General features: G+C 67.2%; 16 protein-coding genes. 12 read left to right on the top strand and 4 right to left on the bottom strand.

Annotated features, from left to right (window positions below; translation table 11 throughout):
- Positions 1-3: 3 nt before the first annotated feature.
- Together Q8814_RS07940 and Q8814_RS07935 are read right to left on the bottom strand one after the other, a co-directional pair.
- Complete coding sequence (locus Q8814_RS07940; protein ID WP_330151472.1) at positions 4-465, bottom strand: SRPBCC family protein; 462 nt, start codon at positions 463-465, stop codon at positions 4-6.
- The gene (locus tag Q8814_RS07935) at positions 444-1,268 is read right to left on the bottom strand and encodes a PIG-L family deacetylase (RefSeq protein WP_330151471.1); all 825 of its coding nucleotides are present in this window, start codon (positions 1,266-1,268) and stop codon (positions 444-446) included. Before Q8814_RS07935 ends, Q8814_RS07940 begins: the two co-directional genes overlap by 22 nt.
- Here Q8814_RS07935 and Q8814_RS07930 point away from each other — a divergent pair.
- The 6 genes from Q8814_RS07930 (at position 1,239) to Q8814_RS07905 (ending at position 7,898) form a co-directional block, all read left to right on the top strand.
- On the top strand, positions 1,239-2,528 hold the full coding sequence (locus tag Q8814_RS07930; RefSeq protein ID WP_408015855.1) for an MFS transporter: 1,290 nt from the start codon (positions 1,239-1,241) through the stop codon (positions 2,526-2,528). The two genes, Q8814_RS07935 and Q8814_RS07930, sit on opposite strands and share 30 nt — an antisense overlap.
- Positions 2,529-2,533: 5 nt before the next feature.
- Positions 2,534-3,403, top strand: a complete 870-nt coding sequence (locus Q8814_RS07925; RefSeq protein WP_330151469.1) for an alpha/beta fold hydrolase — start codon at positions 2,534-2,536, stop codon at positions 3,401-3,403.
- Positions 3,404-3,437: 34 nt separating this feature from the next.
- Positions 3,438-4,796: a D-inositol-3-phosphate glycosyltransferase gene (gene mshA / locus Q8814_RS07920; RefSeq protein WP_408015854.1), complete on the top strand. Its 1,359-nt coding sequence runs from the start codon at positions 3,438-3,440 to the stop codon at positions 4,794-4,796.
- Positions 4,793-5,341 (top strand): type III secretion system chaperone family protein, encoded by a 549-nt coding sequence (locus Q8814_RS07915; RefSeq protein WP_330151467.1) that lies wholly within the window; start codon positions 4,793-4,795, stop codon positions 5,339-5,341. Before mshA ends, Q8814_RS07915 begins: the two co-directional genes overlap by 4 nt.
- A gap of 388 nt (positions 5,342-5,729) precedes the next feature.
- Positions 5,730-6,059, top strand: coding sequence for a transglycosylase family protein (locus Q8814_RS07910; protein WP_330151466.1), 330 nt, complete (start codon positions 5,730-5,732; stop codon positions 6,057-6,059).
- A gap of 237 nt (positions 6,060-6,296) precedes the next feature.
- A complete protein-coding gene (locus tag Q8814_RS07905) occupies positions 6,297-7,898 on the top strand; it encodes an AMP-binding protein (RefSeq protein WP_330151465.1) in 1,602 nt (533 codons plus the stop codon).
- 72 nt (positions 7,899-7,970) lie between these two features.
- Here Q8814_RS07905 and Q8814_RS07900 read toward each other — a convergent pair whose 3' ends face one another.
- The gene (locus Q8814_RS07900) at positions 7,971-9,794 is read right to left on the bottom strand and encodes a hydroxysqualene dehydroxylase (RefSeq protein WP_330151464.1); all 1,824 of its coding nucleotides are present in this window, start codon (positions 9,792-9,794) and stop codon (positions 7,971-7,973) included.
- 103 nt (positions 9,795-9,897) lie between these two features.
- Between Q8814_RS07900 and Q8814_RS07895 the strand changes: the two genes are divergently transcribed.
- From Q8814_RS07895 to Q8814_RS07885, 3 genes are all read left to right on the top strand, one after another.
- Positions 9,898-10,653 (top strand): phosphoglyceromutase, encoded by a 756-nt coding sequence (locus Q8814_RS07895; RefSeq protein WP_330151497.1) that lies wholly within the window; start codon positions 9,898-9,900, stop codon positions 10,651-10,653.
- Positions 10,654-10,817: 164 nt separating this feature from the next.
- The gene (locus Q8814_RS07890; RefSeq protein WP_330151463.1) at positions 10,818-11,987 is read left to right on the top strand and encodes a sensor histidine kinase; all 1,170 of its coding nucleotides are present in this window, start codon (positions 10,818-10,820) and stop codon (positions 11,985-11,987) included.
- 67 nt (positions 11,988-12,054) lie between these two features.
- Complete coding sequence (locus Q8814_RS07885; RefSeq protein WP_330151462.1) at positions 12,055-12,744, top strand: response regulator transcription factor; 690 nt, start codon at positions 12,055-12,057, stop codon at positions 12,742-12,744.
- A gap of 24 nt (positions 12,745-12,768) precedes the next feature.
- Here the strand turns inward: Q8814_RS07885 and Q8814_RS07880 are convergent, their stop codons facing one another.
- A complete protein-coding gene (locus tag Q8814_RS07880) occupies positions 12,769-13,569 on the bottom strand; it encodes a hypothetical protein (protein ID WP_330151496.1) in 801 nt (266 codons plus the stop codon).
- Positions 13,570-13,614: 45 nt separating this feature from the next.
- Here Q8814_RS07880 and Q8814_RS07875 point away from each other — a divergent pair, with 45 nt between their 5' ends.
- The 3 genes from Q8814_RS07875 to Q8814_RS07865 all read left to right on the top strand — a co-directional run.
- Positions 13,615-14,568: a Ppx/GppA phosphatase family protein gene (locus tag Q8814_RS07875; protein ID WP_330151495.1), complete on the top strand. Its 954-nt coding sequence runs from the start codon at positions 13,615-13,617 to the stop codon at positions 14,566-14,568.
- Positions 14,565-15,686: a hypothetical protein gene (locus tag Q8814_RS07870; protein ID WP_330151461.1), complete on the top strand. Its 1,122-nt coding sequence runs from the start codon at positions 14,565-14,567 to the stop codon at positions 15,684-15,686. The genes Q8814_RS07875 and Q8814_RS07870 overlap by 4 nt, the downstream gene beginning before the upstream one ends.
- A gap of 10 nt (positions 15,687-15,696) precedes the next feature.
- A partial coding sequence (locus tag Q8814_RS07865) for a sugar phosphate isomerase/epimerase family protein (protein WP_330151460.1) occupies positions 15,697-16,530 on the top strand: 834 nt, incomplete at its 3' end.

Here is a 16,530-nt window from a genome sequence, read left to right as displayed (position 1 = left end):
TAGTTACCTCGATTGCTCGGCGGCGGCGGCGATGTTGTCGAGATCTTGCCGCATGGACTTGGCCGTCGCACGCTTTGCGAGTGGTCCGACCAAGGTCAGAAGAAGACTCTGCATCGCGCCCATCGGCCCCGACCGCCCGCAGAACTCCAGGCGCAGGTCGGTGCCCGCAGCGGTGGGCGTCAGTTCGAACACCGTCCGGTAACGGGTTCCGCCGGACTCGGCGGTCACGACGGTGCGCCGTTCCGGCTCCACCTCCGCGACCTGCATCTCCTCGGTGGCGGATCTGCCGAACACCACCCGCGTTTCGCGCCATCGGGTGCCGACCTCGTAGCCGGTGCCGCTGAGCCGCTCGACGGCGGTGACACCGCGCAACGTGCGAGGCGCGTCGTCGAGGTCGGTGAGTACCGCCCACACCGCGCTCGGTGGTGCCGCGATGGACCGATTCAGTGCGATGCGTTGTTCCATCGTGCTCCTTCGGTGTGGGCGGCCGGTTTCGGAAGGCGCAACGACGTCTCGCGCAGGCCCGTCGCGGCGCCACGTCGCCGGAACCACTCGGTGCCGAAAGCGTCGCGCAGTTGTTCCTCGCTCATGCCCAGCATGGGACCGAAGTCGCCGATCTGCGACTCGTGCGCGCGCATCGCCGCGATCTTGGCGGCGATGGTGCCGGCGACATCGACGACGGTGGTCAATTCGGATTCGGGCAGTCCGAAGGTGTCGAGTTCCGGCGGACGCACATCGCCGGCCACTTCGGGGTTCGCGGCCAGCAGTCGGACGAGATGATCGCGGTTCATCGCTGCTTCGTACACGGCGTCGTGGCCGACGGCTTCGGCCGCCCGTACGCCGACCCGGTGCACCTGCACATGATCGGGGTGGCCGTAGCCCCCGTTGGGGTCGTAGATCGTCACCGCGTCGGCTCGCTCCTCCTCGACGAGTGCGGCGAGTCGTGCGGCCGCGGCGGCGACGTCGGTGTTGGCGAACGCTTCCGGATTGAGGTTCTCGGGCGTACCCGCCATCCCCGAATCCGCGTAGCCGAGTGATACGAGCCGGGACACCCCCAGTGCTTCCGCCGAGCGCTCGAGTTCCCGCATGCGTCGTTCTGCAAGTGATTCGCCGGGGGCGAGCAACCCGTCGGGATGCTCGCCCGCGGCTCCGTCCGTGGCAACCACGAGCACCACCCGGTGCCCGGCGTCCGCAGCCAGACGCATGACACCGCCGGTGATGAATACTTCGTCGTCGGGATGTGCATGGAAACAAACCAGAACGCCCATACGCTGCATGCTGGCACGGATAGCCCGATCTCGGGTACCGGAAAGGACAGGAGAGTGGGAGTACACGTGTCACCACGACCGGGCGGTTCGTATCGCGCTCTGTTCGCGGCACCCGGGTCGGCGGCGTTCTGTGTGGCCGGTTTCGTTGCGAGGCTGCCGATCGCGATGATCGGCATCGGCATCGTCACCATGTTCTCTCAACTGCGGGGCGACTACGGCCTCGGCGGTGCCTTGTCGGCGGTGTTCGCCCTGTCGTATGCGCTGCTGACACCGCTCGTGTCGCGGGCGGTCGATCGGCACGGTCAGCATCGTGTGCTGCCGGTGGCAGCGGCGATCAGCGCCGCTGCGACGCTCGCGATGCTGGCGGGGGTGCGTTTCGAAGTGCCCACCGTGTGGCTGTTCGTGTGCGCGGTACCGGCCGGTCTGATGCCGACGATCGGCGCGATGGTCCGTGCCCGCTGGACCGAAGTGCACGGCGGCACCGACCGTTTGCGTACCGCGTTCGCGCTCGAAGCGGTGATCGACGAGGTGTGCTTCATCGTCGGACCCGTGCTGTCGGTCGGGCTCAGCGTCGCGGTGTTCCCGGAGGCGGGACCGTTGCTGGGCGCCGTGCTGCTGCTCGTCGGCACTGTCGTCCTTGCCGGGTTGCGTAGCACCGAACCGCCTGTGCAACCGCGCTCGCCGGACCGTCCGACCGTCAATGTGCTCCGCTTGCCGGTGCTCGTGGCGCTCACCGCGGTGATGTTCGCTATGGGGGTGATCTTCGGTGTCATCGACGTCGCCGCTGTGGCGTTCACCGCCGAACGTGACGCGGCCGGTGCGGCGACCATCGTCATCGCGCTGTTCGCGACCGGCTCGGCGCTCAGTGGGCTCGTGTTCGGGACACGCTCGTCGAGGTCGTCGCTGACCGGTCAGTTGCTGGTCACCACCGGTGCCGTGGCGGTGTTGCTGTGGCCGCTGCTGCTCGCCGACACCGTGCCCGTGCTCGCTGCGCTGTACATGCTCGCCGGGGTGGCGATCTCGCCGACGATGATCATCGCGATGTCGCTGTCCCAGCGCACCGTTCCCGCGGCGCAGCTCACCGAGAGCATCACCTGGACGGTTGCCGGCCTCGGAGTCGGTGTCGCCGCAGGGTCGGCCCTGGTGGGGCAGGTCATCGATCGAGCCGGTGCCGGAGCAGGGTACGGAGTCGGTGTCGCGGCGGGCGTGCTCGCCGTGGCGTGCGCGGCCGGGATCCACGCGAGAGCGCGGCTACAGTAACGCGCATGGCAGCGCGCGAGGTTTCCGGTGGAAATGTGCCCAGTGTCCGAGAAGTGCACAGCAGTGACGGCACACCGATCGTCTACCGCACGTTCGGTGACGAGAATGCGCGCCCACTGGTTCTGCTGCACGGCTGGGCGCAGTCTTCGCGCTGCTGGGGCGAGCAGGTTCTCGCGGATCTGGGCCGCAGCTTCCGGGTGATCGCGGTGGATCTGCGTGGACACGGCTACTCCGGTGCACCGGAGACCGGGTACGACGAGCGGAAGACCTGGGCGGCGGACGTCGACGCCGTGTTGAAAGCAGAGCGCGCAGCAGGTGCTGTCCTGCTCGGTTGGTCGTACGGGGGACTGGTGATCTGCGACTATCTCGCTGTCCACGGGCCAGCGGGAATCGCGGGGGTGGTGCTTGTCGGTGCGATCACCGGTATCGGCCGCGGGGAGGCGGGCGGGAGGGTCGGACAGGCCATGCGTGCGGCGATGCCGGCTGCGATGTCCGAGGATCCCGGCGAGGCCGTTCCGGCGCTCGGCGCGTTCGGAACGGCGCTGACCGGGTCGGCGCCGGCCGGATCGGCACCGGGCAGGGGCGCCGTGTCCCAGGCGTTGCTCGGAACGAGCCTGAGCACTCCGCCCCGCGTCCGGGCCGCGCTGTTCGCCCGTGCGGAAGGTAACGACGACCTGCTCCGCAACCTCGACCTGCCGGTGTTCATCCTGCACGGCACCGCGGACACCGTGGTGGATATATCCGCAGCGCGGCACGCCGAGGCCCTGCTCGCACGGGTGACGACGTCGTATTGGGAAGGTGCCGAGCACGGGCCGTTCGTGGAGGATCCGCAGCGGTTCGTCACGGAGGTCACCCGGTTCGGGGAGTCCGTGTAGGGGTTGCCGTGCGAGAGGTCGCTGCTCGCGTCGAATGGGAGCAGGGCAGTATGGGGGAGTGACATCCCAGCCCAGTCGCCCACATCGCGTTGCCGTCATCTCGGTCCACACCTCGCCGCTGGCGCAGCCCGGCACGGGGGACGCCGGTGGCATGAACGTGTATGTGCTGCAGACCGCGATCCAGTTGGCTCGGCGGGGCGTGGAAGTCGAGATCTTCACCCGGGCCACGTCGTCGTCCGATCCTGCGGTGCAGGAGGCGGCGCCCGGCGTCCTGGTGCGAAACCTCGCGGCCGGTCCGTTCGAAGGCCTCGACAAGCAGGATCTGCCCACCCAGCTGTGTGCTTTCGCAGCGGGGGTGCTGCGTGAGGAAGCGCGGCATCCGCAGGGCTACTACGACCTGGTCCACTCGCACTACTGGCTTTCGGGGCAGGTCGGCTGGCTGGCCCGGGACCGCTGGGGTGTGCCGCTCGTGCACACGGCCCACACGCTCGCGGCCGTGAAGAATGCCTCGCTCGCGGCGGGCGACACTCCCGAGCCCGCAGCACGGCAGATCGGTGAGCAGCAGGTCGTCGCCGAATCGGATCGGATGGTCGCCAATACCGCGGACGAAGCGACGCAACTGGAGCGGATCTACGGGGCGGACCCGTCGAGGATCGACGTGGTCGCGCCCGGTGCCGATCTCACGCGTTACCGGCCCGGCGACAAGGCGGCCGCGCGAGCAGAACTGGGTCTGGACCCGCGCGAGACCATCGTGACGTTCGTCGGCCGTATCCAGCCGCTCAAGGCCCCCGATGTGTTGCTGCGTGCCGCCGCGCGGGCGATCGCCGATGCTCCTGACGTGCCGCTACGGGTGCTCGTGGTCGGCGGACCGTCGGGTACCGGACTCCAACGCCCCGATTCGCTCATCGACCTGGCGTCGGATCTCGGTATCGCCGCCCGGGTGACGTTCCTGCCCCCACAGCCTTCGGAACGCCTCGTCCAGGTGTACCGGGCGTCGGATGTCGTTGCGGTACCGAGCTATTCGGAATCCTTCGGGCTTGTTGCCATCGAGGCTCAGGCATGCGGGACACCGGTGCTCGCCGCGAATGTCGGGGGGCTCGGTGTCGCGGTGCGAGACGGTGAGACCGGGCTGCTCGTCGACGGGCACCGTACGGACGACTGGGCAAGTGCGCTGCGCTCGCTGGTGACCGACCCGCAACGTCTGGCCACGTTCGCCGCGGCCGCGCCGATGCATGCCGAGAGCTTTTCGTGGGAACACACGGCGGACGGGCTGCTGGACAGCTATCGCAGGGCGGGAATGCGCCGGAACCGCGCATTCGGGACCGGCGAGTTCTCGTTGCGCCGGCAGCGCGGATTGTGGAAATTGCGGCGAACCAGTGGGGTGAGGGCATGAGTGAGCAGCTGTGCGGGCTGATCGAATCCACGTTGAAGGATCGGGAACTCGAGTTCTCACGCAAGGAGGGCGGCAATTTCGTCGTCGACCTACCGGGTGACAACAAGCTGAAGACCACCACACTGCTCACCGTCGGCACGCACGGGGTTCGCGTCGAGGCATTCGTGTGCCGGAAGCCGGACGAGAACTTCGAGGGCGTGTACCGGTATCTGCTGCGGCGCAATCGTCGCCTCTACAGCGTTGCCTACACGCTCGACAAGGCCGGAGACATCTATCTCGTGGGCCGCATCGCGGAGCATGCGGTCACACCCGAGGAACTCGACGCGGTGCTCGGACAGGTCCTCGAAGCCGCCGACTACGACTTCAACATCATTGTCGGTCTGGGTTTCCTCTCCTCGATCACCCGCGAGTGGGAGTGGCGGGTGTCGCGCGGCGAGCCGCTACGCAATCTCGAACCGTTCCGGAACCTCATCGAGGACGAGACCGGAAAGCCGTTCGAACCTGTGTCGGACACCGATAACGGCGCGGACTCGACCACTCTGTAGCGCAGCTCACGCCCGGTTTGCGAGGGCTGTGGGGTTGTGAGATGTGAGCATCGCCACAGCCTTGTGCTGTGATCCGATGGTGCCGACGCAGGGATTTCTTCTGCGTGACCTGCCATTACGCCCGGTGGGCGCACTTCACTCTGGCACGGCCGTGCCCAAAAATTGCCCCGTGACCGATCCGTGATGAGCGCCTACGGTCGTAACCAGCCCGATACGACAGGGCAATACGCACCGGCCCGCCGCCGCTGACTCTGCCCCGCGGGATTCGGATCTCAACACCTTTCGAGGGGCAGGGCGAGGCGTGATCCACGATCCGGATCACCGGCAAGAACGTCGGCACAAACCGTCGACGCGGGCCTCGCAAGCAGCCGGAAAGGATATACCCGACATGGCACAGTTCAACATCAAGCGCACCCTGGGCACCGTCGCGACTGCCGCGGCCCTCGTGGTTACCCCCCTCGCATTGGGAACCGGCACGGCCAATGCCGCATCCGGCAACTGGGATGCCGTGGCGCAGTGCGAGAGCGGCGGAAACTGGGGCATCAACACGGGCAACGGCTACTACGGTGGCCTGCAGTTCAGCCAGAGCACCTGGCAGGCCTACGGCGGCACCGGGGTTGCCAGCAACGCCTCCCGCGAGGAGCAGATCCGCGTGGCGGAGAACGTGCTCGCCGGTCAGGGCATCGGTGCCTGGCCCACCTGCGGTCAGTACTTCTGATCGATGGTCGGTCCATACGCGAGCGGTCCGTAGCGATCCGGTCGTAACTTGTGGACTCCTGCCGAATCCCGCGCGCATCACCGATGCGCGCGGGATTCGTGCACTGGCGGTGCATGCACGGAGGTGCGCACCCGGTATCGTCACGCGACGACTGTGACAGTATTCACAGTTGGGGGGCAGTGCGTGCCCGCCTGCGCCGGCATCCGGTGCCGGTGAAGTTTCGTGTCGAGGAGGATCATGAGTTTCCACAGCCCTTTTCCTGATGTCGAGATCCCGGCACTGAGTGTCTACGACTTTCTGTTCGGCTCGATGGCCGAGGCGGATCTCGAGCGGCCGGCTCTGGTGGACGGAACATCGGGCGACGTCGTCGACTACCGCACGCTCGTCGGGCAGATCCAGGGCGTCGCAGGTGCTCTCGCAGCTCGTGGCGTCGGGGTCGGTGACGTCGTGGGACTGCTCTCGCCCAACATTCCCGCTTTCGCCCCTGTCTTCCACGGCATCCTGCGTGCGGGCGCCACCGCCACGACGATTAATGCCCTGTACACGGCTCAGGACATCGTCAAGCAACTCGAGGACTCGAAGGCGAAGGCGCTGGTCGTGGTGTCGCCGCTGCTGCCGCAAGCCAAGGAGGCGGCGGCGGAGGTGGGGATTCCCGACGAGTTGCTCATCGTGCTCGACGGCGCCGAAGGGCATCCCTCGCTGCGCGACCTGCTCGTCGAGCAGGCACCCGCGCCCGAGGTGACCTTCGATCCCGCGACCCACCTGGCGGTGCTGCCGTATTCGTCCGGTACCACCGGGCGTCCCAAAGGGGTCATGCTCACCCACCGCAACCTCGTTGCGAACGTGTGCCAGATCTTCCCGCGCATGGGCCTCGGCGCAGACGACAAGATCCTCGCCGTCCTGCCGTTCTTCCACATCTACGGCATGACCGTGCTGCTCAATGCGGCCCTGTACGCTCGTGCCTCACTCGTGACCATGCCGAAATTCGACCTCGTCGAGTTTCTGGAGAACGTGGCGAAGTACAAGTGCACATACGTCTACATCGCGCCGCCGGTCGCAGTGGCCCTCGCCAAGCATCCGCTCGTCGACAAGTACGACCTGTCGAGTGTGCACACGATCTTCTCCGGTGCCGCGCCTCTGGACCGGGTGCTCGGCGGTGCCGTCGCCGAACGGCTCGGGTGCAAGGTCCGACAGGGTTACGGCATGTCCGAGATGAGCCCGGTCAGCCACGCGATTCCGTTCGACGACGACGACACTCCGCTCGATTCGGTCGGTCCGACCATTGCGAACATGGAGTGCAAGATCGTGGATCCGGCCACCGGTGCCGAGGTCGAGTACCCCACCGGCGAGGGTGTGTCCGAACCGGGCGAACTGTGGTGCACGGGCCCCAACATCATGGCGGGTTATCTCGGCAATCCCCAGGCCACCGCCGACACCCTCGACAGCGACGGATACCTTCACACCGGCGATATCGCCACGGTCGACGCGAACGGCGTCGTCACGATCGTGGACCGGCTCAAGGAGCTCATCAAGTACAAGGGCTACCAGGTGCCTCCGGCCGAACTCGAAGCGTTGCTGCTCACGCACCCGCAGATCGCCGATGCGGCCGTCATCGGTGTCCTCGACGACGAAGGCGAGGAGGTGCCCAAGGCGTTCGTTGTGCGCCAGCCCGATTCCGGCCTCTCCGAGGACGACGTGATGGCTTTCGTCGCCGAGCGTGTCTCCCCGCACAAGAAGGTGCGCAAGGTGCAGTTCATCGACGTCGTGCCGAAGTCGTCGGCGGGTAAGATCCTGCGCAAGGATCTTCGGTCCGCCGAGAGCGCCGCACCCGCGTCCTAGGCTGGCGGCCGCGACCGCTCGAGGGCCGATCCGAATGTGCTGCAAGCATATTCGGATCGGCCCTCGTTCATGTCAGGTGCCGAGCAGGTGGGGGAGTCCGGCGCGGTAACGGTCGGCGTCGATCTGCCGAGCAGGCGCGAGTTCGGGTGGTTCGTGCAGCCGGTAGAGCGACGGTGGCGCCGCGGGAGAACCGGCGGCCTCGAGTAGGGCCGCGACCGCGGCGCGGGCCGATTCGTTCGCGGATTCCATGGTGGCCAGGTCGATATCGGTGCGCACATAGTCGCCCGCGAGGAACAGGTTCGGGATCGCTGTACGTGCGTCCGGCCGGTTCGTCCACGAGCCCGCGGTGTTGATGAGCAGGGGAGTGTCGTTGGTGTTGCGGCCGGCGGCCGCGTCCCACCGGACGCCCGGGTCGAGGAACCACGACACGACCTCGTCGTCGTGCAGCACATGGTCTCCGGAGTCGTTGAGGCACAACTTCATCTGTTCCCAGGTCTCTGCGGCGACCTCCTGTGCGGTGCACTCCTCGGCGGTCTTGCCGTACAGGATTCCGGGGGTGTCCCAGTCGGAGATGTCCACCGAGAGGCAGTCGTGCGCCGAGCCGTCGCCGTATCGGCCGGCGAACGAGCCGCGCCAGAACTGGGCCTGGCTGATCGACGTGAGCGCCCAGGGGGAACCGAGATACGCGACGTGGCCCTGCGCCACCGGGGTGGACCGGCGCAGAAAGTATTGGATGCCGACCATCCAGTCGGTGGTGAGCTGCCGCATCCCCTCCAGGCGGGGGTCGGCTGCGAGAATCCGTGGTGACCACAGTGGAACCGCGCGTTCGACGGGCATGGCGGCGACGAACCAGTCGGCGTCCACAGTGGCCCGGTTGCCGTCGCCGTCGACCACTCGCGCGCCCGTGATCTTTCCGCCGTCGATATCCAACGATTCTGCCGCCCAGCCCATTTCGAACCGGACTCCGAGGTTGCGGAGCAAGGCCGCCCACGGGTAGATCCACGCCTCGTTCGTGGGCGCGGACAGCAGTCGATCGAGATGCCCGTACGCCGGGACCGTCCCCATCGCGTTCCACACGAACGCCTGCCCCATGATGCCGATGGTGCGCGTCGAGACGGTTGCGGGCCGTGCCGCGACGAGCTGCCGGGTCAGGGCCGAGACCAGGATGTCCCGGTAAGCTTTCGACTTGCCGTCGGCTTCGAGTGTCTGTGACCAGGTTTGATGCTCCCACTCGGTGTCGCGACGTTCGATGCAGCTGGTGAGAAACATGACAAGCTTGCGCAGGAAGACTTCGAGTTCGTGCGGTGGAATGGCGCCGCCGAGGGAGAACGCGGCACCCAGCGACTGCTGCAGGGAGCTCGGGTCGTACACATCGAAGCGCAGCGGCGCGATCGACGCCGGCGCTGTCAGGTCCGGACCGTCCGGCATCGACATCCGGAAGGCAGGTCCGGCGACGAGATTGTCGAACACGCCGTTCGGGTTGCCGGGGAAGGGGATTCGACGCATCGTTTCCGGGATGTGCTGATAGAAGCCTGGAAAGAAGCGGAATCCGTGTTCGCCCGGTAGGTCCCGACGACCTCCCGCGCCGGTACCCGGGGACGGGATGCTGCGGGCCTTGCCGCCCAGCGCCTTCGGTTCGTAGACGGTGACCTCGAAGCCCCGCTCGATCAATTCGTGGGCCACGGTCAGGCCCGCCATTCCGCCCCCGAGAACTGCCACGCGGCGGCCGGTCGAGTGCAGAGCGGGTGAGCGCCGTACCGGCGCGGCCGCGGCGCCGGGCGGTAGTACGGCCGATGGCAGTACGGTTGCGGCGCCGAACGCGCAGAGACTGCCGAGGACGGTGCGACGGGACAGTCGGGCATCGAACACAATGGAACCCCCCGGTTCATCGATCATCGTGGTGTGGGATCGTCGCGCGCGGCACAGTGGCAACGCGCGTTGTCAGATATATCCCACGCATTCCGATCCCGCGGGCGAATCGTCGTCACACCGTGTCAGGATTGGTGGCATGAGTACCGGAACACTTGTGCTGCTCCGCCACGGCGAGAGCGAATGGAACGCGATGAACCTGTTCACCGGCTGGGTCGACGTGCACCTGACCGACAAGGGCATCGCCGAAGGTAAGCGGGCCGGAGTGCTGCTCGCCGAGCACGGCGTACTGCCCGACATTTCGTACACCTCCCTGTTGCGGCGTGCGATCAGCACCGCGAACTTCGCGCTCGACGCGGCGGACCGGCACTGGATCCCCGTGATCCGGGACTGGCGTCTGAACGAGCGGCACTACGGCGCGCTGCAGGGCAAGAACAAGGCGGAGATCAAGGACGAGTTCGGCGAAGAGCAGTTCATGCTCTGGCGCCGCAGCTACGACACCCCGCCGCCGCCGATCGAGCCCGGTACCAAGTACAGCCAGGACACGGACGTGCGGTACGCCGATGTCGACGAGGTACCGCTCACCGAGTGCCTGAAGGACGTCGTCGAGCGGTTCATCCCGTACTGGGAGGAGACGATCTCGCAGGATCTGCTCGCCGGCAAGACGGTGCTGATCACCGCCCACGGCAATTCGCTGCGTGCCCTCGTCAAGCACCTCGACGGGATCTCCGACGAGGAGATCGCCGGGCTCAACATCCCCACCGGGATCCCGCTGCGCTACGACCTCGACGAGAATTTGCGCCCACTGAACCCGGGCGGCACCTACCTCGACCCGGAGGCTGCCGCAGCCGGTGCGGCGGCCGTGGCCAATCAGGGCGCCAAGTAGAACCGCGGCGAGTAGAACCCTGATGCCGGCTGCGTGGCGACCACCGCGCAGCCGGCAAACGGAGAATGAACAGCGGAACAACCCCTGAAAAATAGGGTGTGACGTGCAGCAGGATGCGTCGCCCCGGTTTCACCGCCCACCCGGGTGTCATTACGATTCCACTCGTGAGCGTTGTGCAGGTAGTCCTGCTGATCGTGGTCTCTGCCGTCCTCGGCGGACTCCTCGTCGCCGCATGGTCGCGACGCCGTCGCACCGCGTGCGCCGACGACTCCGAACTCACCATGGCCCACGTGCTCGACCGTGTCGTCTATGCGTCGTACACGGGAATCGCCGTCGTCGACAAGTTCCACGACGTCATTCTCTTCAATCCACGCGCCGAAGAACTCGGACTCGTCCGTAGTCGCCTCATCGATGATCGCGCGTGGGTCGCCGCCAACCGGGTCCTCGAGACCGGTAAGCCGGTCGAGCTCGATCTGAGCGGCAAGAATCCGCACGGCCGCGACCGCATCGCAGTCAGATGCACCGCCAAGCGACTGCTCGACGACGACAGCCGTTTTGTGGTGCTGTACGCCTACGACGATTCCGAGCATGTGCGGATGGAAGCCACGCGCCGCGACTTCGTCGCCAACATCAGCCACGAACTCAAGACGCCTGTCGGCGCGATGGCGCTGCTCGCCGAGGCGCTGCTCGAGTCCACCGACGACCCGGAAACCGTGCGCCACTTCGGGCAGCGCGTCCAGAGCGAAGCCACGCGACTCGGCAACATGGTGACCGAGCTGATCTCCCTGTCGAAGCTGCAGGGCGCCGAGAAACTTCCCGACCTCGACGTCGTCGACGTCGACACGATCGTGAACGAGTCCCTCGAGCGCACCGGGCTGACCGCCGAGAACGCCGAGATCGACATCACCACCGACCGGCCCAGCGGCTACGAGGTCCTCGGAGACCAATCGCTGCTGGTCACTGCCCTGACCAACCTGATCGAGAATGCGATCGCCTACTCACCGCCGGGGTCGCCGGTGTCGGTGAGCCGATCGCTGCGAGACGGCAAGATCGCCATTTCGGTCACCGACCGCGGCATCGGTATCGGGAAGGAAGACCAGGAGCGGGTCTTCGAACGCTTCTTCCGTGTCGACAAGGCGCGGTCGCGGGCGACGGGGGGCACCGGCCTCGGTCTGGCCATCGTCAAGCATGTCGCCGCCAATCACAACGGCGAGATCACCCTGTGGAGCAAGCCGGGAACCGGCTCCACATTCACCCTGCTCATCCCGGCACATTTCGAGGAACGCGACGACGAAATCCCGCCGCCGCGCCGCGAGACAGCGGTCGGGCAGTGACAACACCCCGGCCGCAGCGCCCGATCCCGGGCGCCTATGGAGAGAGAAAGGTACGGAGGACTCAACGGTGACACGTGTGCTGATCGTGGAGGACGAAGAGTCGCTGGCGGATCCGCTGGCATTCCTGCTGCGCAAAGAAGGATTCGAGACCACGATCGCCGGTGACGGACCGGCTGCGCTGGCAGAGTTCGATCGAACGGGTGCCGATATCGTCCTACTGGACCTGATGCTGCCCGGCATGAGCGGCACCGATGTGTGCAAACAGCTCCGCAGCCGCTCGAGCGTGCCCGTCATCATGGTGACCGCGCGGGACAGCGAGATCGACAAGGTCGTCGGGCTCGAACTCGGCGCCGACGACTACGTCACGAAGCCGTACTCGGCGCGTGAACTCATCGCCCGCATCCGGGCGGTGCTGCGACGCGGCACCGACCCCGAGGTCGAGGCAGGCCACGACGACGGCATTCTCGAGGCCGGACCGGTGCGCATGGATGTGGACCGCCACGTCGTGCACGTCAACGGCGAGCCCGTCGCGCTGCCGCTCAAGGAGTTCGACCTGCTCGAATACCTGCTGCGCAACTCGGGGCGGGTCCTCACCCGCGGTCAGCTCATCGATCGGGTGTGGGGGGCGGACTACGTCGGTGACACCAAGACCCTCGACGTGCACGTCAAACGACTGCGATCCAAGATCGAAGGCGATCCGGCGAAACCGAAGCACCTGGTGACGGTGCGCGGGCTCGGGTACAAACTCGAGGGCTGACCCCGGAGGACGGACCGCTGGGACTCAGCGGTCCTGCCGGGCTGCCGTGGTCGCGGGGTGGACCGCGATGAGTCCCAGCCCTTCGCGTCGCCGGCACAGCCGTGCCAGTTCGTCGTAGGCCGGACCGCCGAGCAGTTCACGGAGTTCGGGCGCGTACGACTGCCACACCGGTTTCGCGCCCACATGCGCATCGGGTGAGCCGGAGCAGTACCAGTCCAGGTCGTGTCCGCCCTCACCCCAGTCGCGACGGTCGTATTCGGTGATGACGCTGCGCAGCACCTCGGTGCCGTCGGGGCGCTCCACCCAGTCCTGCGTGCGACGGATCGGAAGCTGCCAGCACACGTCGGGCTTCATCTCGAGCGGTTCGACACCGCGACGCAGCGCCATCTTGTGCAGTGCGCAGCCGATACCCCCGGCGAATCCGGGACGGTTGAGGAAGATGCAGGCGCCCTTGTGCCGGCGGGTCCGCACCGCGGGCTCGTCCTCGAGCTCGTCCTCCTCCAGGTACCCCTTCTTCCCGAGGCCTTTGCTCATGAACTGCCACTCGTCGGACGTGAGATGTTTCACGGCCGCGTCGAGCTTCGTGCGGTCGTCGTCGTCGGACAGGAAGGCGCCGTGTGAACAGCACCCGTCGTCGGGGCGGCCGGCGATGATGCCCTGGCATGCGGGAGTGCCGAACACGCAGGTCCATCGCGAGAGCAGCCACGTCATGTCGGCCGCAATGATGTGCTCGTCGTTGTCGGGGTCGACGAATTCCACCCATTCGCGGGGGAAATCGAGGGGAACTTCGGGGGCCGGGTCGAGCTTGTGCTCGGGGCCGGGCATACCTGCTGTCACAGACCCCGACGGTAGACCCAGTACCGTATGAATGTGCGCCTAGGGGTACTCGACGTCGGAAGCAACACAGTTCATCTGCTCGTGGTGGACGCCCATCGTGGCGGACACCCGACGCCGATGAGCTCTACCAAGGCCACCTTGCGGTTGGCGGAGAACATCGACGACGACGGCAACATCACCGTCGCGGGCGCAGATCGTCTGGTCGAGACCGCCGCCGAGTTCGCGAGCATCGCCCGCACCTCCGGGTGCGGCGAGCTGATGGCCTTCGCGACATCCGCGGTCCGCGATGCCGGGAATTCCGACGCTGTGCTGGCCCGGGTACGTGACGAGGCCGGTGTGTGGCTCGACGTGCTGTCCGGTGAGGACGAGGCTCGCCTGACCTTCCTGGCGGTGCGGCGCTGGTTCGGATGGAGCGCCGGCCGCATTTTGAACCTGGATATCGGCGGTGGTTCGCTCGAGCTGACCTTCGGTGGCGACGAGGACCCGGATTTCGCGTACTCGCTGCAGATGGGCGCAGGCAGGCTCACCCGCGACTGGTTCCGCGAGGATCCACCGGGCAAGCGCCGGATCGCCGCACTGCGCGACTGGCTGGACGCCGAACTGGTCGGGCCGACCAAGCACCTGAAGAACGCGGGCGACCCGGATCTGTGCGTAGCAACGTCGAAGACGTTCCGTACCCTCGCGCGGCTGACCGGTGCGGCACCCTCGTCGGCCGGTATCCGGGTGCGACGGGAGCTGACAGCAAGTGGCCTGCGCCAGCTCATCGCATTCATTTCACGCATGACCACTGGGGACCGCGCCGAACTCGAAGGCGTCAGCGCGGACCGCTCGCAGCAGCTCGTCGCGGGAGCGCTCGTCGCGGAGGCCAGCATGCGGGCGCTCGGAGTGGAGACTCTGCAGATCTGCCCCTGGGCGTTGCGTGAGGGCCTGATTCTTCGCAAACTCGACACGGATATGGGCGGCGAACTGGTGGTGGGAGTTCGATGACGGACAACGGCAGCGAAAGCGGGCAGATCTCGGTCGCGGAGTTGCTGGCGCGCAACGGCCAGAAGGTGAGCTCGCGCAGCGGCGGGCGACGCCGCCGGGGCACGAGCGGTGGGATCTCGGTGGCAGAACTGACCGGGGAGATCCCCGTCACGCGGGCTGCACCGGCGGCCGAGGCCGCGCCCAAGGCCCGGACCCCTCGCGTCGAGCCTGCCGTGCCGGCGACGCCGAAGGTCGAACCCGTGGTTCCGGCAACACCGAAGGTCGAACCCGTGGTTCCGGTGACGCCCAAGGTGGAGCCTGTCGTGCCCGCGACGCCGCGGGTGAAGCCGGTGGCGCTGGAGACTCCTCCTCCGCCGAGTGTCGAGCACACAACCATCGTCGCGCCTCGTGAACCCTCCGGCGGGCGGACCGCAGCAGCGGACGGCGTGAAGGTCGAGTCGCCCACCGAGGTGATTCGTCCGTCCGCGTTGCCCCGGCGGGCGCGCGCTCACGTCGACGCGGTGGTGGTGCCCCCGACGCCGCAGCGACCGGCCGATACGCAAGAACCGCGGTTGCTGTCGGGTCCGGCGAGTGATCTGCAGGGCAACGGACCCGAGGACACCGACCGGGCGACCGACACGATTGCAGCAGCAGAGGACGCGAAACCGGGCCGATCCAAGGGCGCCGTCCGATCCGAGAAGTCGGCGCGTCGCGAGAAGGCCGGACCCGAGAAGACAGCGCGTCCGGAAAAGGTGGCGTCGAAGAGCGGCGCGGCGACGGCTGCGAAGGCGGACGCCGCCAGGAAGCCGGCCACCCGACAGGCGGCGCGCAACAACTCCGCCGACGCGGCGGACGCAGCGGACGACGCGTCCGGCAACAACATCAAGCAGTGGGCCCTGCTGATCGGCGAGTCCGTCGTCGCGATCATCGTCGGGGGCCTGCTGTTCAAGGGATTCGAGAAGCTGTGGGACATGATGCCGTGGGTGGCGTTCGGCCTCGCGCTTCTTGTCATCGTCGGTCTTGTTGCGATGGTGCGTATTCTGCGCCGCACCGACGACATCGCCAGCCAGCTCATCGCTCTCGCGGTGGGTGCGTTCGTGGCGTTCGGTCCGCTGCTGTTTCTGCTGCCGAACGGATAGGGTCGCGAAGATGGTGACAGCGCAGCGAATTGCGGTCGGTCTGTCGACGGCCTCCGTGTATCCGGAGAACACGGAGGCGGCGTTCCGCTTCGCCGCAGACCTGGGATACGACGGCGTCGAACTCATGGTGTGGGCGGATTCGGTGAGTCAGGATCTGTCCGCGGTGAAGGCGCTGATCCGCAAGTACGGGATTCCGGTCCTGGCCGTGCACGCGCCGTGCCTGCTCATCTCTCAACGCGTCTGGGGTGCCGATCCTGCGGCCAAGCTCGACCGTTCGGTGCGGGCCGCCGAGACTGTCGGTGCCGCGACGGTGGTGGTGCACCCGCCCTTCCGCTGGCAGCGACGCTACGCCGACGGGTTCGTCGATCAGGTGGCGGCACTCGAGGACCGCAGTCACGTCTCGGTCGCGGTGGAGAACATGTACCCGATGCGCGCCGATGTCCTGTTCGGCGGGAATCGCGGGGTGGAACGGTTGCGTAAGCGGGGTGGGCCGGGCCGGGCGCTGTCGGCGTACAGCCCGTCCCTCGACCCCACCGATACGGGTTTCCGGCATTACACGCTGGACCTGTCGCACACGGCCACCGCGGGAATGGATTCGATGGCGCTGGCCGACCGGATGGGAATGGGATTGACCCATCTCCACCTGGCCGACGGACGCGGTTCGTCCGTCGACGAACACCTCATTCCGGGTGCCGGGAGCCAGCCGTGTGCAGAAATGTGCCGCCGGTTGGCCGAGAGCGACTTCGCAGGGCAGGTGGTGCTCGAGGTGAGCACGCAGAGCGCCCGTACTCGCGCGGAACGCACCGCGATGCTGCGCCGGGCACTCGAGTTCGCGCGTGAGCAC

This window comes from Rhodococcus chondri, assembly GCF_036327435.1.
GTDB classification, from domain to species: domain Bacteria; phylum Actinomycetota; class Actinomycetes; order Mycobacteriales; family Mycobacteriaceae; genus Rhodococcus; species Rhodococcus chondri.
Note: the sequence above shows the minus strand (reverse complement) of the source record. Positions and strands in the feature narration are given on the sequence as shown.

Bases quoted from the DNA above. Each gene is read 5' to 3' on its own strand.
- Q8814_RS07910 (WP_330151466.1), top strand. From the start codon at position 5,730: ATGGCACAGTTCAACATCAAGCGCACCCTGGGCACCGTCGCGACTGCC.
- Q8814_RS07870 (WP_330151461.1), top strand. From the start codon at position 14,565: ATGACGGACAACGGCAGCGAAAGCGGGCAGATCTCGGTCGCGGAGTTG.
- Q8814_RS07930 (WP_408015855.1), top strand. From the start codon at position 1,239: ATGTGCATGGAAACAAACCAGAACGCCCATACGCTGCATGCTGGCACG.
- Q8814_RS07905 (WP_330151465.1), top strand. From the start codon at position 6,297: ATGAGTTTCCACAGCCCTTTTCCTGATGTCGAGATCCCGGCACTGAGT.
- Q8814_RS07940 (WP_330151472.1), bottom strand. From the start codon at position 465: ATGGAACAACGCATCGCACTGAATCGGTCCATCGCGGCACCACCGAGC.
- Q8814_RS07900 (WP_330151464.1), bottom strand. From the start codon at position 9,794: ATGATCGATGAACCGGGGGGTTCCATTGTGTTCGATGCCCGACTGTCC.
- mshA (WP_408015854.1), top strand. From the start codon at position 3,438: ATGGGAGCAGGGCAGTATGGGGGAGTGACATCCCAGCCCAGTCGCCCA.
- Q8814_RS07925 (WP_330151469.1), top strand. From the start codon at position 2,534: ATGGCAGCGCGCGAGGTTTCCGGTGGAAATGTGCCCAGTGTCCGAGAA.
- Q8814_RS07935 (WP_330151471.1), bottom strand. From the start codon at position 1,268: ATGGGCGTTCTGGTTTGTTTCCATGCACATCCCGACGACGAAGTATTC.
- Q8814_RS07915 (WP_330151467.1), top strand. From the start codon at position 4,793: ATGAGTGAGCAGCTGTGCGGGCTGATCGAATCCACGTTGAAGGATCGG.
- Q8814_RS07880 (WP_330151496.1), bottom strand. From the start codon at position 13,569: ATGCCCGGCCCCGAGCACAAGCTCGACCCGGCCCCCGAAGTTCCCCTC.